Annotated in this window: 14 protein-coding genes and 1 riboswitch; of the genes, 1 reads left to right on the forward strand and 13 read right to left on the reverse strand. The window is 55.4% G+C overall.

The features are described from left to right. Positions 1–128: 128 nt before the first annotated feature. Positions 129–500 carry a hypothetical protein gene (locus AB1S50_RS12830; RefSeq protein WP_367151159.1) on the reverse strand — a complete coding sequence of 124 codons (372 nt, stop codon included), beginning with the start codon at positions 498–500 and terminating at the stop codon, positions 129–131. Positions 501–644: 144 nt separating this feature from the next. Beyond that, positions 645–2,618, reverse strand: a complete 1,974-nt coding sequence (locus tag AB1S50_RS12835) for an acetoacetate--CoA ligase (RefSeq protein ID WP_367151160.1) — start codon at positions 2,616–2,618, stop codon at positions 645–647. A 161-nt stretch (positions 2,619–2,779) separates the two neighbouring features. On the opposite strand from AB1S50_RS12835, the gene AB1S50_RS12840 reads away from it, so the two are divergent. After that, the gene (locus tag AB1S50_RS12840) at positions 2,780–3,670 is read left to right on the forward strand and encodes a LysR family transcriptional regulator (protein ID WP_367151161.1); all 891 of its coding nucleotides are present in this window, start codon (positions 2,780–2,782) and stop codon (positions 3,668–3,670) included. On the opposite strand, the gene AB1S50_RS12845 is transcribed toward AB1S50_RS12840, so the two are convergent. The 11 genes from AB1S50_RS12845 to AB1S50_RS12895 form a co-directional block, all read right to left on the reverse strand. Beyond that, positions 3,659–4,132 carry a Dps family protein gene (locus AB1S50_RS12845; protein WP_367151163.1) on the reverse strand — a complete coding sequence of 158 codons (474 nt, stop codon included), beginning with the start codon at positions 4,130–4,132 and terminating at the stop codon, positions 3,659–3,661. The two genes, AB1S50_RS12840 and AB1S50_RS12845, sit on opposite strands and share 12 nt — an antisense overlap. A 134-nt stretch (positions 4,133–4,266) precedes the next feature. Continuing rightward, positions 4,267–5,292 (reverse strand): Vgb family protein, encoded by a 1,026-nt coding sequence (locus tag AB1S50_RS12850; protein WP_367151165.1) that lies wholly within the window; start codon positions 5,290–5,292, stop codon positions 4,267–4,269. A 219-nt stretch (positions 5,293–5,511) separates the two neighbouring features. Beyond that, a complete protein-coding gene (locus tag AB1S50_RS12855) occupies positions 5,512–5,913 on the reverse strand; it encodes a c-type cytochrome (RefSeq protein ID WP_367151166.1) in 402 nt (133 codons plus the stop codon). Positions 5,914–6,023: 110 nt separating this feature from the next. Next, positions 6,024–7,556, reverse strand: a complete 1,533-nt coding sequence (thiE, locus tag AB1S50_RS12860; protein WP_367151168.1) for a thiamine phosphate synthase — start codon at positions 7,554–7,556, stop codon at positions 6,024–6,026. Continuing rightward, complete coding sequence (locus tag AB1S50_RS12865) at positions 7,553–8,356, reverse strand: thiazole synthase (RefSeq protein ID WP_367151170.1); 804 nt, start codon at positions 8,354–8,356, stop codon at positions 7,553–7,555. Before AB1S50_RS12865 ends, thiE begins: the two co-directional genes overlap by 4 nt. Positions 8,357–8,384: 28 nt before the next feature. After that, the gene (gene thiS, locus AB1S50_RS12870) at positions 8,385–8,588 is read right to left on the reverse strand and encodes a sulfur carrier protein ThiS (RefSeq protein WP_367151172.1); all 204 of its coding nucleotides are present in this window, start codon (positions 8,586–8,588) and stop codon (positions 8,385–8,387) included. Then, positions 8,585–9,670 (reverse strand): glycine oxidase ThiO, encoded by a 1,086-nt coding sequence (thiO, locus tag AB1S50_RS12875; RefSeq protein WP_367151174.1) that lies wholly within the window; start codon positions 9,668–9,670, stop codon positions 8,585–8,587. Before thiO ends, thiS begins: the two co-directional genes overlap by 4 nt. Positions 9,671–9,700: 30 nt before the next feature. Further along, positions 9,701–11,626, reverse strand: a complete 1,926-nt coding sequence (thiC, locus tag AB1S50_RS12880) for a phosphomethylpyrimidine synthase ThiC (RefSeq protein ID WP_367151176.1) — start codon at positions 11,624–11,626, stop codon at positions 9,701–9,703. A 77-nt stretch (positions 11,627–11,703) separates the two neighbouring features. Beyond that, positions 11,704–11,802, reverse strand: a riboswitch (TPP riboswitch). 114 nt (positions 11,803–11,916) lie between these two features. Then, positions 11,917–12,189 carry a hypothetical protein gene (locus AB1S50_RS12885; RefSeq protein WP_367151178.1) on the reverse strand — a complete coding sequence of 91 codons (273 nt, stop codon included), beginning with the start codon at positions 12,187–12,189 and terminating at the stop codon, positions 11,917–11,919. Positions 12,190–12,777: 588 nt separating this feature from the next. Beyond that, positions 12,778–13,173, reverse strand: a complete 396-nt coding sequence (locus AB1S50_RS12890) for a hypothetical protein (protein WP_367151180.1) — start codon at positions 13,171–13,173, stop codon at positions 12,778–12,780. A gap of 691 nt (positions 13,174–13,864) precedes the next feature. Then, positions 13,865–14,233 (reverse strand): hypothetical protein, encoded by a 369-nt coding sequence (locus AB1S50_RS12895; RefSeq protein WP_367151182.1) that lies wholly within the window; start codon positions 14,231–14,233, stop codon positions 13,865–13,867. Between the last annotated feature and the right edge of the window lie 1,128 nt (positions 14,234–15,361).

The following is a 15,361-nucleotide window of genomic DNA, read 5'->3' on the forward strand; positions in this document are numbered from 1 at the left end:
TCCGACGCCGGAGACGGCGGTTTCCGGCCGCGGCTGTTCTAAGCCCGGCCCCTCTGTGCACTAGCGGTGGTGCGGGCGTCGCCCACAATCCGATAGTTGGTTGCGAAAGAAGTCCCCCGGCCGCGCGCCTATGGCGACGGCACCGTCTGCTGGAGGGGGTTGCAGTTGCGAATAATGACCCGGCCCTCCAGCAGATTGCCTTTGGAGTATTCGGAAAAGATACAGGTGTTGTTGGAGGGATCGTAATTCTGAATCCAGAGGTTATCCTCTTTCCAGGTGGCCCCGATATGCCGCTGCCCTTCTGGCACGGAAATCCTCATAACGCCACCAAACCGCTTTACAAACACCTGCTCATAGTGGAAAAAGTATGCCAGCCAGCCGATCAGGAAAATAACAGCTGCGACTATGGCGCCCTTGCTCAGGCTTCCCAGGCGGCCGCCGATAAAAAGGGCCAGGATGGAGAGGGCGATCACCGCCGCCCAGTAGAGGTAAGTGATCATCGGTTCCCTTATGTGACAATTATTGAGATTTCTATAGCAATTTAGATTAGCTCAGAAACACCCGAATAGTACAGCGCCAAAAACAGTCGCCCTCTGCCGTATTAACTGGCTGCTTCGGACCGAGTGATAAAGCCCGCTTCCCCGCTATTCCTCCGACAATTCCGCCAGGTTCTCAAACAGTGCCAGCGCTTCCGGATTGGCGAGCGCGTCCTTGTTCTTGACCGGCTTGCCATGCACCACATTGCGCACCGCCAGCTCGACAATTTTGCCGCTGATGGTACGGGGAATGTCCGCCACCTGAATGACTTTGGCGGGCACATGCCTGGGCGTGGTGTTGGCGCGCACGGTGGAACGGATTTTCTGGATCAAATCCTCATCCAGGGCCAGCTGCTCACGCAGCACCACAAACAAGACCACGCGCACATCGTCGCGCCACTGCTGACCGATACAGATACTGTCCAGCACTTCCTCTACTTTTTCCACCTGACGGTAGATTTCCGCCGTGCCGATACGCACACCGCCGGGGTTGAGCACCGCGTCGGAGCGACCGTAGATAACCACTCCACCGTGTGTGGTGATTTCCGCGTAGTCCCCGTGGGCCCAGACACCCGGCCAATTTTCGAAATAGGCACTATGGTATTTTGCGCCATCGGCATCGTTCCAAAATCCGACCGGCATACTGGGAAAGGATTTGGCGCATACCAGTTCACCCTTTTCGGCACTCACCGCCTGGCCCTCATCGTTCCAGACTTCCACCGCCATGCCCAGACCGCGGCACTGCAGCTCGCCGGCGTAGACCGGCAGTACCGGATTACCCAGCGCAAAACAGGAAATAATGTCAGTGCCGCCGGAAATGGATGACAGGCACAGGTCCGCCTTGATATCGCGGTAGACGTAGCGAAACCCCTCGTCGGCCAGGGGCGACCCGGTCGACAGGACAGCGCGCAGCCGCTCCAGGTTATGGCTCTCCCGGGGCTTGACGCCGGACTTCTCCAAGGCGGCGATATATTTCGCGCTGGTACCGAACACACTGACGCCCTCCTCTTGCGCCATATCCCACAGGCTTTTCGCCACCGGATAGAACGGAGAACCATCGAACAGTACCAGCGTGGCGCCGCTGGCGAGCCCGCTTACCAGCCAGTTCCACATCATCCAGCCGCAGGTGGTGAAATAGAATAAGACGTCATCTCGGCTCAGGTCCGTGTGCAGCCGGTGTTCCTTGAGATGCTGCAGCAGAGTGCCGCCCACTCCGTGCACTATGCACTTGGGCACCCCGGTGGTGCCGGAGGAGTACATGATATAGAGGGGGTGGTTGAATTCTGTCTGTACAAAACTCAAGGGCCGCGGGGGCGCGGCGGAGACAAAGGATTCCAGGGTAACCGCCTTGTCCAGCCCCCGAATGGCATCACTTGTCTCGTCCGCCGAACGGGCCACCGGCACCACCACCAGTTTTTCCAGCCCATCGATCTGCGCGGTTACCTGGGCCAGTCGCGGCAGCGAGTCGATAACCTTGCCATTGTAAAAGTACCCTTCACAGGCAAACAGTACCTTTGGCGCCACCTGGCCAAACCGGTCCAGAACGCCGTTGAAGCCAAAATCCGGGGAGCAGGAAGTCCAGATGGCGCCGAGACTGGTGGTAGCCAGCATCGCCACCACCGTATCGATGACATTGGGCATAAAGCCCGCGACGCGATCTCCCGGCTCCACTCCCTGTGCCGCCAGGGCGCCGGCCAGTTGCTCCACCCGCAGGTACAGTTCGGCGTAACTCAGCTGGCGGCGGCTGCCATTTTCCAGCCGCTCCACCAGCGCCGGCCGGTCATCGCGGTAGCGCAGCAGGTTTTCGGCGAAATTGAGCCGTGCCTGGGGAAACCACTCGGCACCGGGCATCCTGTCCTCTCCCAGCACATTGTCGCCGCGCTCACTGGCGATCACCCCGGTAAAGTCCCACAGGGATTTCCAAAATTCCCCGCGGGATTCCACCGACCAGCGATACAGGGCGTCGTAATCGGCCAGGTCCAGCTCCCAGTGCTGATTGACCCAGTGCCGGAAACGGTCCATCTGGCTGGCCGCAATGGCACTGGGGGAGGGCTGCCACAGGGGCTGGGTAGCGTTGTTCATTTCGGCTGGCCTCTCTCTTATTTCAATAGCCGCATCTTGGGGTTGCGGGTCACTGAAGGCCATCATGCCTTGGTACAACAGTTTAATAAAGTTTAAACTTTTAATGTTTTATTAAAATTTATTAAAGTCGTATTGTTACCCCAACTGCGGATTGGACACCCATGACCGCTACTATCAAGCAGCTCCGAGCCTTTGTCGCGGTGGCCAGAGCCCGCAGTCTCGCCCGCGCCAGTGCCGAGCTGCACGTCTCCCAGCCGGCCCTGTCCATCGCCATCCGCAACCTGGAGGCCAGTGCCGGAGGGCCCCTGTTCAGCCGCGAGGGCAGGCAGTTGTCACTGACACCGGAAGGTACGGATTTCCTGCAGCGGGCGGAGCAGCTGTTGCGCTCATGGGATCAATCGCTGGATGCCGTACAACAGCGTTTTCGCCTGCAGCGGGGGCAACTGACCCTGGCGGTTATCCCCGCTTTCGCGCTCAATCGCCTGCCCCCACTAGTGGCGGCATTCCACCACCAGCACCCCAAGATCGATATAGTGCTGGAAGATGTTGTTATGGAGAGGGTGGTACAGACACTGGTGGAAGGCCGCGCAGAACTGGGGATCAGTTTCCGCCCGGACCAGCTGCCCGGGCTGGAATTTATGCCCTACGCCAGGGATCGCTTCGTCGCCGTGACCCCGGAGGACCATCCCCTGGCCGGGCGCCAGTCCCTGCGCTGGGCAGATCTGGCAGCATCACCATTTATCGCCATGAACCGGGGTTCCGCCATCCGCCGCTGGACCGACCAGGCATTTGCCAGGGCCGGCCGCGAGGCCCGTTTCCTATGCGAGGCAAACCAGTTGAGTACCATCGGGCAGATGGTGCGGGCGGGGTTGGGGGTAAGCGTAGTGCCCAGCCTCTGCCAGCCGCAGATGTGCGGTTATGGCCTGGCCATCAAAACCCTGACGGCACCGGTGGTAAGCCAGGAGGTCGGGGCACTGGTTCGCAACCGGGAAGCCCTGTCCTCCCCCGCCCGGGCATTTCTCAAACTCCTGTCTGCACAATTACAGTCTTGAGGTTGCCCTCAGCATCCACGCGGTCTTTTCGTGCACGCGCATGCGGTCGGATACCAGTGCTACGGTGGACTCGTCATCCCCCTCCTGGGCCACCTTCAATACATCGCGGCAGGTCTTCACTACCTGTTCATGCCCCTTGGTGAGAATTTCCACCATTTTCTCTGCGGCGGGCACCTCCACCACTTCCTCGATGGATGCCAGTGTCGCAAAGGCTTTATAGGTGCCCGGCGCAAACACATCCAGGGTCCGAATCCGCTCGGCGATATCGTCCACCGCTTCCGCCAGTTCGGTGTACTGTTCCTCGAACATCAGATGCAGCTCGCGAAACATGGGGCCGGTTACGTTCCAGTGAAAATAATGGGTCTGCAGGTACAATGTGTAACTGTCCGCCAACAGTTTTTTCAGGCCGTCGGCAATGTGTTCCCGGTCCTTGGCATCTATACCGATATCAATTTTCGTCATATTCAACCTCGTCTTTGTCCTGGAGAAAATACTCAAAAACTCACATGACTGTCATGTTAGCCTGCACACTTTTTAAATGAAAATTTATAAAACCTAGCGCATGAATAAACGCAGACTATCAAAGAGCTGCCCCCTCACTCCAGGGGCCTGCCCTCGGCCAGATAACCGGTATCCACGCCGAACCAGAAACGGCTTTCCGGACCGCTAAGATACATATGGCGCACATTACCTCCGCTGGCCACCTCACTGGCACTGAAAAACACTTCATCGCCTGTGTCGAAACCCAGAATCCGGTTGGGGATCTCACCGGTATCCGCCAGCCACAGGCGCCCCTCAGTATCCATCGCTGTCCCATAGGGCCGCGGATTGTCGCCCGGCAAGCGCCACTCGGTGAACTGACCGCTGGCGGGCACATAGCGCCCCAAATAACCGCCCGGGTAGTCCACATACCAGATACTGCCCTCGCCATCGATTTCCAGCCGTCGCGGGCGGGCATCGGCGCGGGGTAGCGCCACCTGGTGCAGTAGCATCTTGTCCGGGTCCACCCAGGCCAGCGCGCTGGTGCCGAACAGGGCGATCCACGGCCGCCCCTTAGCGTCGACTTTTATTCCGTACGGGCGCGCCTTGCCGGTGGCTGCAGACACAAGATCCACCGCACCTGTCTCCATGTGCAAACGGCCGACGCGATTGCTGTTCTGGGCGGTAAACCAGATATAGCCGCTGCCATCGAACACCAGCGTATGTGGATCTGTCACTCCCTCGGGTAGAGGGAAGCGCCGGATGCTCCCGGTAGCCGGGTCCAGGCGGCCAATATGGCCATTGCGGTTGCCGGCGTACCAAACCCGGTTTTCGGCGTCGACGATCAGATTGTGGGGATAGGAACCTTCGGGAATCTCGAACTTCTTGAAGGTACCGGTGCGCGGAGAAAAGCGGGCTATGTAATTGCCGGACTGGCCACAGAACCAGACATCCCCCCTGCTGTCGACGGCGGGGTCCCTGGGGCGGCCGCCCCAGGGCACCTGCCACTCACTCAGTTGCAGCTTGTCCGGCAGCGCCGGGGTCTCCGCCAGGGCAAAAGTGTGGGGCAGTAAAAGTAACAAAAAGGCAAGGCGCCACAGGCGATGTGGAGCCTCCCTGCACAGCAGTCGAAAGTCGCTCATGGATGGATTCCCTGCATAAATTATTATCAATAAATTGCCGGGTCAATGCGGCACAAGGATGTACCGCCACCGGTCGAAGACTGACGCCAGCCCTTAAAAAGCCGACGATTTCACCTAATTGCGCAGGTTTTCAAGAGCGATGACCCAATGGATGAGGGGGTTAATAACAGCGCTTTAGCCGCCGGTCAATTCAGTAGCCGGCGGCCAGCTTCGCGGCCACTACTGTGATGACTTTCCTCCCGCCATCCTTTGAATCAGCGCCGCATATTCCTCCTCACTGCAGTCGAAACACAGGCCCCTCGGGGGCATGGCGCGATAGCCTTTGACTGAGTGTTCCACCAGCGTATCCAGTCCCTTGGCCATTCGCGGTGCCCAGGCCGCGGTATCGCCGCTGCGGGGGGCGCCGCCGACACCACTGTTGTGACAGCCGTAGCAGCTGCGCAAATAGAGTGTTTCCACCGCTTCCGGTGTCAGCCGCTGGGCGCCCGGTGTGTCGGGAATTCCCGCGCTCTCCCCGCAGGGTTCTTCTTTCGCCGAGCAGGCCGATAACAATATGGCACCACCCAGGAGAGATAACAAAACAAATACACCGGACTTCATCACCGTAACCAACTGCTGCAAACCTGAAACCCATTATCACCCCCCATTTGCGCCCCTCGCAACCGCAGATGCCAGACCAGGAAGCTATAACAGCGGAGTGGTTCAGGCGGTACTGCCCAAGAAGCTGTGTTTCAATCGATAATGGAGCGCAATTCCTCCACCGCATGGCGATAGTCAGCGGCGCGGGTGATGGCGCTCACTACGGCGATGCTCCCCACACCCGTGCGGGCCACTTCACCGGCCCGCTGCAGATTAATGCCGCCGATGGCAACCAGTGGATAGTCCGGCAACAGCGCCACCATACGCGCCAGTTTTGCCGGGCCCTGGAGTTGATCGCTCATATCCTTGGTTTCCGTAGCGAAGATGGCGCCGATGGCGAGATAGCTGGGTCGGTAGCGGTAAGCGCGCAACAGTTCATAAAAACCGTGGGTGCTGACACCCAGCTTCAGCCCCGCGGCTTTGATGGCCCCCAGATCCGCCGCCAACAGATCCTCCTGCCCCAGATGCACACCGTAGGCGCCACACTCAATGGCCAGTTGCCAGTAGTCATTGATAAACAGCCGCAAATCGTATTTGTTGCCGATCGCTACGGCTTTTTGTATCTGTTCACGCAGGTCGGCTGCCGGCCTTTTAATGCGCAGCTGCAAAGTACGGACAGCCAGAGGGGCGAGTTTTTCCAGCCAGGCGACCGAATCCACCACAGGATAGAGCCCCAGCGAGCGGTTGTCCGGGGGCGGAAAACCGGACACAGGAGCACCATCACCCGTCAGGCCATACCGCTCAGCATCCGCATCCCCCGGCAGCAGAACCCGCGGGAAATCCTTCAACTCCACCGGCCAGCCACAGTGGCCCACCGGCCCCGGGCCGTGGCCAATAGCGTCATTGCAGGCGAGGCGCAAACCGCGCTGCACATAGGCATTGGCCACCACGCAGGCATCCCGCAAGGGGTAACCCAGGGCCAGGCAGGCGGCGATTGCCGAAGACAGAGTACAGCCAGTGCCGTGGGTATTGCGGGTGGCTATTTTTGTATTCACAAACCAGTCTGCGCGCGCACCGTCCCAGAGCAAGTCCGCTACCTGGCCCTCCACCATCTGGCTGTGCCCCCCGGTCACCAGCACTGCTCCGCAGCCGGTTTCGCACAACTGTGCCGCCGCAGCGGAAATCTCCGCGGCGTCACCCACTGCTGTAGCCGCAAGCCACTCCAGCTCCTGGCGATTGGGCGTTACCAGATCACATAGTGGAAACAGTTTTCGCAGCACCAGTTCACCGATACTGCCATCGGTCAGGGCCGCGCCGCTAGTGGCCACCGCCACCGGGTCGTAAATCACCGGCACCGGATTGACCGCCCGTAAACTGAGCAGGAATTCGGCCACCGCATCCACCTGTGCCGCATTGGCCAACAGGCCGATCTTGACCGCCGCGGGAAACAGATCGCTTTTCAAGGCTTCCAGCTGGGAACGCAATGCGTCCGTGGATACTGCATTGATCGCCGCCACCCCAACCGTATTCTGTGCGGTATTGGCCGTAATTGCGCTACAGCCGTGGCAGTCAAAATCGGCAAAGGTGAGCAGGTCCGCCTGAATACCGGCACCACCTCCCGAGTCGCTGCCGGCAATAGACCAGACAATGGGCCTGGGGGATCCGCGCTCCGCACCCGACTTCACCGGCTGACCTCTTCAGTTTGCTGCCAGAAGGGCATATCCAGCGTCGGAGTACTCGGGCTGGCGGTCTGCTGCCTGACCATCAGGCCGGCGCGGTATGCTGTACGGCCGGCCTCAATCGCCTGGCGAAAGGCCAGCGCCATGGCCACCGGGTCCTGTGCCCTGGCCACTGCAGTGTTTAGCAGTACCGCATCGAAACCCATCTCCAGGGCTTCCGCCGCCTGGGACGGCGCGCCGATACCGGCATCGATAATCAGGGGCACTTGCGGCAAGCGGGCGCGCAGTGTGGCCAGGTTGTAGCGGTTCAGCAGTCCCTGGCCGGTGCCGATGGGTGCCCCCCAGGGCATCAGCACCTGGCAACCGGCATCCAGCAGGCGTCGGCACAACACCAGGTCGTCGGTGCAGTAGGGCAGCACTTTGAAGCCCCGCCGAACCAGTTCCGCCGCCGCCTCCACCAGGCCGAAGGGGTCCGGTTGCAGATTGTAATCGTCACCGATCACTTCCAGCTTGAGCCAGTCAGTTTGAAAAATCTCCCTGGACATCTCCGCCAGATTGACCGCCTCTTTCACCGACTTGCAGCCGGCGGTATTGGGTAACAGTTGACAGCCCGACTGCCGAATAAGGTCCCAAAAGGCATTATTGCTCTGCTGGGCGGGATTTTGCCGGCGCAGCGACAGGGTCACCAGTTCCGCTCCGGATGCCGCCAGCGACTCGCTCATCACTGCCGGTGACGGGTAGAGCGCGGTGCCCAGTAAAAAACGACTGGAAAATTCCCGCCCGTAAAGTTTCAGTGTGTCTCGCATCAATTCCGCTCCACCTGCAACACTACCTTCAGCCTCCGACTACCGGTGCCACCACATCCAGGCAGTCGCCTCCCTCGAGCTGGATCTGGGCGTATTGCCCCCGGGGTACAAATTCCCCGTTCACCGCCACCGCAAACGCTTCGCCGGTGAAGCCCGCCTGCTCCAGCGCCCGCTCCAGGGTTTTACAATTTTCCAACCTGTGGCGCTGGCCATTAATTTGAATTTCGCTCATTGGACAACTACCGATTCCGTTGTTTCGCGGACCGCTTCAAGCAGCCGGCACACCAGCGCCGGTCCGCACAAATAGCCGTGACGAAAGAGGCCATTGGCCTGGATCAGCCCCTCACCGGTACGCACAAAAGGCAAATTGTCCGGTACCGCCGGGCGTAAATTGACATTGGACTCAAGAATACGCGCCTCCGCGAAAGCCGGATTGAGGGCATAGAGTGCGGAACAGAGTTCCATGCTGGAACGCAGGCTGATGGGCGACAGATCCTCACTTTCTATTTCAGTGGCGCCGATCACCGTAGTGCCATCCGGTTTGGAAACCGCATAGAGTTTGTAGCGCGGATGCATCAAGCGCACCGGCCGCCCAAAGCAAACCTCGCGGGTCTCCACCACCAGCACTTCGCCGCGCACACCGCGCAAATCCCGCGCCAGCTCTCTCGCCCCCATTCCCCGGCAATCCACCACTAAATCGAATCCCCGGCGCTCCCGGCCCTGCCGCAGCAGTACCGCGCCCGGCTCGCACTCCACCGGTGTCTTGTCCTCCAGGTGTACTCCGAGACGTTGCAACTCCGCCAGTACCAGTTGCAGCAGATGACGATTGTCGATATCGGCCTCATTGGGCAGAAAAATACCGCCGGTAAAGTGCTGCAAGTCCGGCTCCAGGCCACAGATCTGCTCCGCATTCAGCGGCTGTAATTCCGCCGCCGCGGTATCGCCCAAGACAGCTGCCAGGTCCTGTTGGAACTGGTCCAGTTGGGACGAGTCACGCTGGTGTGCCACCACGATACTGCCATTGCGACGGTAGCGCACTGCAGTGCCGGTCGCCTGTTCCAGCTCCGCGATCCAGCCCGGCCACAACGCCAGGCTCTGCAGCCCCATATGGTAGATTTCCATGGGACTGTGAACCAGCTCACTCAGGGGAGAAATCATACCCGCCGCGGCCCAGCAGGCGCCCGCCGGCCGTCGTAACTCGCCCGCTTCAAACAGGCTCACATCAGCCCCGCCCAAAGCCAGTCTCCAGGCCGCAAGGCGCCCCAACAGGCCTCCCCCGGCGACCGCAATACGCAACTTGTTTGCGCCAGTCACCCCTTACCTCCAACTCCACATCGACCCGCGTTATGCCTCGTGATAAATCTCACTACCCAGTTCCCTGAACTTGACCGCCATCTCTTCCATGCCCTGTTCCGCCTCTTCCTTTGCAGCCTCCTGCCGCGCGGCGAAGTCGCGCACATCCTGGGTGATTTTCATGGAGCAGAATTTCGGTCCGCACATAGAACAAAAATGCGCGATTTTGCCGGACGCCTTGGGCAGGGTCTCGTCGTGAAAGGTGCGGGCACGCTCCGGGTCGAGGCCCAGGTTGAACTGGTCCTCCCAACGAAATTCGAAGCGGGCTTTGGAGAGGGCATCGTCGCGCCGCTGCGCGCGCGGATGCCCCTTGGCCAGATCCGCGGCGTGGGCGGCAATTTTGTACGCCATCAGCCCCTCCTTCACATCTTCCTTGTTGGGCAGCCCCAGGTGCTCTTTGGGAGTCACATAACACAACATGGCACAGCCATAGGAACCGATTATCGCCGCGCCGATGCCCGAAGTGATATGGTCGTAACCCGGCGCAATATCTGTAGTCAGCGGACCGAGGGTATAGAAGGGCGCTCCGTGACAGTGTTGTAGCTGCTCGTCCATATTTTCCTTGATCTTGTGAATGGCCACATGGCCGGGCCCTTCGATCATGGTCTGCACGTCGTGTTGCCAGGCGATCTGGGTCAACTCGCCCAGGGTGTGCAACTCGCCGAATTGCGCCTCGTCGTTGGCGTCGGCAATCGATCCGGGACGCAGTCCATCGCCGAGGCTAAAACTCACGTCGTACGCCTGCATAATCTCGCAGATTTCCGCAAAATGGGTGTAGAGGAAGTTTTCCTTGTGGTGGGCCAGGCACCACTTGGCCATAATCGAGCCACCTCGGGATACTATGCCGGTCACGCGCTTGGCAGTCATGGGAACATAGCGCAGCAGCACCCCGGCGTGTATGGTGAAATAATCCACACCCTGCTCCGCCTGCTCGATCAAAGTGTCGCGGAAGACTTCCCAGGTCAGGTCCTCAGCAATACCGTCCACTTTTTCCAGCGCCTGATAAATCGGCACAGTGCCGATCGGCACCGGCGAGTTGCGCAGTATCCACTCGCGGGTTTCGTGGATATTCTGTCCGGTGGAGAGATCCATTACCGTATCCGCGCCCCATTTTAACGACCACACCAGCTTCTCCACCTCCTCTTCGATGGATGAGGTCAGCGCGGAATTGCCGATATTGGCATTCACCTTACACAGAAAGTTGCGGCCGATAATCATCGGCTCCAGTTCTGTATGGTTGATATTGGCGGGAATGATCGCGCGCCCCTCCGCCACCTCGCGGCGCACGAATTCGGGCGTGATCTGCTCGGGGATATGGATACCGGCTCGCGCCTTGCCAAAATCCGATTCTATCAATGCCTCGGCGGCCGCGGCGCGTCCCATATTTTCCCGCACCGCGACAAACTCCATTTCCGGCGTGACAATGCCCCGGCGCGCATAGTGCATTTGCGACACATTACTGCCCGGCCTGGCGCGCCGTGGCGCTGGCAGCTTCTCAAAGCGAATATGATCCAGCCCCTGCTCCGCCAGCCGCTGCTGGCTATAGGCCGCCTGGCGGCTATCCAGCACCTGGGTATCACCGCGGGCCTCGATCCAGGCACTGCGCAATTTTGGCAGCCCCGCGCGCACATCGAGACTGTGAGCCGGGTCCGAATAGGGGCCGGAGGTATCGTAGACCCGCAGCGGCGCATTGGCCTCCAGTTTTGGATTTTGCGCGTCGCCGCCCGCTATGCTGTCGCCCAGGGCAATTTCCCGCGCGCCGACGCTCACGCCGGGCCCCTCCCCCTGCAGATAAACCTTGCGCGAATTGGGGAACGACTGCGCAGTGAGCTTGTCCAGAAACGCTTTCGCGGATTGCCGACCCGCGGCTCGGCTGGATTTGTCGGTGCGGATCAATGAATCTTTGGTCTGGGACATGCGGACCCCCAATGGCTTGCTGAAAATGGATGGCGCAGCACATGGGGACGATTGAGTAGAGACTAGTCGCGACAAAGGCGACTACAGATCTTGTTCCCTACGCGGGGGTTACCCCGATCAGGTTCAACGGATCTCGCGACAGCGATCTCAGCCCACAGGCACTCCGACAAGTTGTGCCCCAGTATAACCGGGATAGCGACGGCTGAACAACGGGGTCGACAAGGGCCTATTCAGGGAAAACCGACCGCTCCGGCAGATTGGTCCATATTCCCGGCGTACAAGGCCATTCACTACAGACTATCGGCCAGAAAGGCCGGGCGATAGCGCCCCGGGGAGGAGTGGGAATAGCAGCCAGGGCTATCCCCACCTGTGCTCAGATCAGAATACCTGCATCGACCCTCGAGATCGGTAAGGATCTTGGCCCTCATAAAATCGTTGAAACCACTTGAGCGCGGCGGAGCCGGGCGGTCGACCACTTGCGTTTGCGGCGCCAGTGCAGCGGATTCCCGGTCCACAACATAAATATCCTGTATCGTAGTGGTATCCCGGTAACACTGGGGCACATCAGCGCTTAGCTCCTTTCTTGACTTATAACTGACTGACGCGGCCACTCTGCAAACCGGAATGATCGCGATGAATGCCAGCATATCCCGCAATATACCGTGGTAAAATCCGCAATGGTGGCGGAAGCCTATATCTCCATTAAGTGGAGGCATCTGCCACCTGCCAAAAAACCAACAACGTATTAGTTCGAAGGGTCCACCACAAACTCCAGATTCGACTGTTCCCCATCCAGCCTAGCTATGGCGATGTGGAAATAAGTGTAAGAATTGGCTGCTTCCAATCGCCGAAGAACCGTACCCTGCATCTACACTTCAATTGCCGGAGCAGTATTCTCGCCATTGTTGCAAATTATGTTTAAACTATCGATATAATTGGTTGCGCTGGTTAGATCCAGATTAAATGACTTAGCGCAACTCGATGCCTGGAAAGAAACCAAAACCATCAGCAAGTTGATTAGCATTTTTATATTTTTTCATAGCCAGTCATCCAAAGGACTACCTCATCGCAAGCCTCTAAATTTTAGCTTAGAAAATATAGCCATGTCAGAAACGCCCATTAATAAATAATGTTATCCCCAAGAAGATTGACTAGCCTAGATTGTAGTAAATATCCACCACCGTAAAAGGAGATGTCCGATAATCGTAGCATAGATCTACAGTGCCACTTGATGCCAGTGAATTATAAACAGTGCTAATCAAGTTTACATAGCTATCGCTCTGGTCTTTCATCGGCAAAGAAGAAGCACTTGGCAGCTGGTAGTATAGACTATCCCCGTTGCTAAAATATATGCGTTTATCTGGCAGGACGCTGTCGGATGAATTAATGATCGTAATATACACGGACTGAATACTAAAATGTTTAGCATAATGATAGCTTCTGGATTGACATAGGCTTTCAAACAAATCCTGCAAAGCATTTTCACCTGCTGAACTATAAACATCAAAACTGCAAAAAAATAAAAAACTACAAACAAATTTTTTCATTATTTATCCCTTATGAATGCAGATAGAATATTTGCTCAACAGCTAATTAATAGCTTTGAAATTTCAATAAATAAATACACGTCACCAACACATTTATCTGGAAATTATTTTTCAGAAATAATACAGATAAATTAATTAATGGTCTGTGCAATATATAGATCTATTCGTTCAAATTTGCAGTCGACCATAAAGATCCAATGAGAAGCTTCTCCACAATCAATAGGAAATTGATCTATGATTGCATAAAGAAGCCTTCTATTGCCAATGAAACAAACGGCGCATGAACTGAGATCAGTGTGCAATGAAAACAATCCTATTCCAGTTTTTATTCGCGAGTAATTGACGTCGGTAGCATCAAAATTCTCCATATACAGGTGACCGAAAATCCCGAATTGGCGTTTAAATTTCGCGCAATATGCACTAAACTGATACCCCATGGCCAAAAAAAGGAGCAACGCCGAATAATTATCGATTAGTGAAGCAACTTCTCTCTGTTGACAATATAACTGTACGGCTTTTCATATAGGCGAAGAATATAAATATACAATTTTTCTTCACTATATATTCCTCTTGCGATAACGGAGAGGATAAGTTTGAACTTGGACTTTAATTACATAGTTAAACATCTTAAATATCAACCTAAAATTCTCCAAAGTACCATAGGTTTTCGAATTGCATCCCAAATATTGGATCAAGGCGTATGACTGTGAATCCCAAGCAGAGTTGAAGGAGAGGTATTTTCATCCACACATAGGTCCAATATATTTTCTAAAGAATATGCAGATCGAAGATTCGAAATCATAGTAGTCACTATGATTGCTTCCGCTATATCCGTGGGAATTTTCACCTGATAGACCGCACCATCAACAGTGCCGAAATAAATGGTCTTGTTGTCACGCCCTGCACCTCTATTCAAAGCGGAATAAAAATTAGTAATTTTACTTCCCGAACGCCATGAGTAATCTTGATCTATACATTGATCCTTTGCATCATCAACCAGCTTTGCCATTGCCGGTGCAACAAAGCAGCCAATTATTGCAATAATTGATAGTTGTTTCATCTTATAATCCCTAATCAACTCAAGGTCTTCTACCAAATGGGAAATCAGTAATCATTTTTCACTTCACGGATTAAATTAACAAACACTTTCTGCAACTCAATCAAATCCTTTCATGAATATAGGGGCTCGCGAATGAAGCATTTCAATAGGCAGGACTACACAGCTTCCATCGTATTCTAATAGCCAAGAAGAATTAAATAGCCGATGAATTATTTGTTCTACAGAGTATTTCACCTTGCCACTCGATAACTTGCTGAGTGGAAGAATCAGCTGCTCAACCAGCTGCACAGCGGCATTTATCGAATGCTGGAGCCAAACCAAAATATTCCAGCGCAACCAATTATTCATAATATTCTATTCTTAAGTAAACTTAATTAATAAAATGCATAACCTGATTTAAATTAAATAAACAAATTTAATGTCATGTCATCCTTTTTTTTGTAATTCGTGAAATAAGTCTCAAAACACAATATCTTTGATCAACAAGCCATCAATTTAGGATGAAATAAACGCCACGCTGATATTGATGCCTGGGCGCATACACCCTGCCAGAATCAAAGAGTGGAAGCTGTGAGAGGAATAAATGGGCAGGCAGAGATAAATCTGGATCCGAAGGTTGTATAAGAAAGGGGCGCCCAGCATCAAATAACAGTGAGTGCCATAGCCGCTGAGAAGCAAGATTTATTAGCGCTATCTTTTGCTTGGCAATGAAATGCACAAAGGAGGGGATTTAGCTAAAACATCGGCAGCCGGAGCATACAATCCAGAACGTGTATATCAGTGCTTTTTGTTGTGGGACAATTTCTCACCAACCCTATTCTTTCCAATTGAGACTTGATTTACGCAGAAAATTAATAGAATGACATGAAATTACAGAATGTAAGTTTTTTGTATTATTTAACTGCTTGAAATTAAGTATTTTAAAGGTAAACTCCCTGCCGTGCGTGTTGTACAGGTTGGGTTTGGAACTACAATAACAAGATAAACATAAACAAATATCGAATTTGTTTTCAAAAAATACCCCGCTTAAAACTCCCAAACATGCCCCACAATAAGTTACCTCGCAACTTACCTGTTGCTGTTTCACCAGGTATTGGTGCGGTTTTGTCCTTTTTATAGTGGAGTGTC

This window comes from Microbulbifer discodermiae, assembly GCF_040742695.1.
In the GTDB taxonomy this organism is placed as follows: Bacteria; Pseudomonadota; Gammaproteobacteria; order Pseudomonadales; family Cellvibrionaceae; genus Microbulbifer.

Coding starts and splice junctions, on each gene's coding strand:
- AB1S50_RS12830 (WP_367151159.1), bottom strand. CDS start 500: ATGATCACTTACCTCTACTGGGCGGCGGTGATCGCCCTCTCCATCCTG.
- AB1S50_RS12835 (WP_367151160.1), bottom strand. CDS start 2,618: ATGAACAACGCTACCCAGCCCCTGTGGCAGCCCTCCCCCAGTGCCATT.
- AB1S50_RS12840 (WP_367151161.1), top strand. CDS start 2,780: ATGACCGCTACTATCAAGCAGCTCCGAGCCTTTGTCGCGGTGGCCAGA.
- AB1S50_RS12845 (WP_367151163.1), bottom strand. CDS start 4,132: ATGACGAAAATTGATATCGGTATAGATGCCAAGGACCGGGAACACATT.
- AB1S50_RS12850 (WP_367151165.1), bottom strand. CDS start 5,292: ATGAGCGACTTTCGACTGCTGTGCAGGGAGGCTCCACATCGCCTGTGG.
- AB1S50_RS12865 (WP_367151170.1), bottom strand. CDS start 8,356: ATGCGAGACACACTGAAACTTTACGGGCGGGAATTTTCCAGTCGTTTT.
- thiS (WP_367151172.1), bottom strand. CDS start 8,588: ATGAGCGAAATTCAAATTAATGGCCAGCGCCACAGGTTGGAAAATTGT.
- thiC (WP_367151176.1), bottom strand. CDS start 11,626: ATGTCCCAGACCAAAGATTCATTGATCCGCACCGACAAATCCAGCCGA.
- AB1S50_RS12890 (WP_367151180.1), bottom strand. CDS start 13,173: ATGAAAAAATTTGTTTGTAGTTTTTTATTTTTTTGCAGTTTTGATGTT.
- AB1S50_RS12895 (WP_367151182.1), bottom strand. CDS start 14,233: ATGAAACAACTATCAATTATTGCAATAATTGGCTGCTTTGTTGCACCG.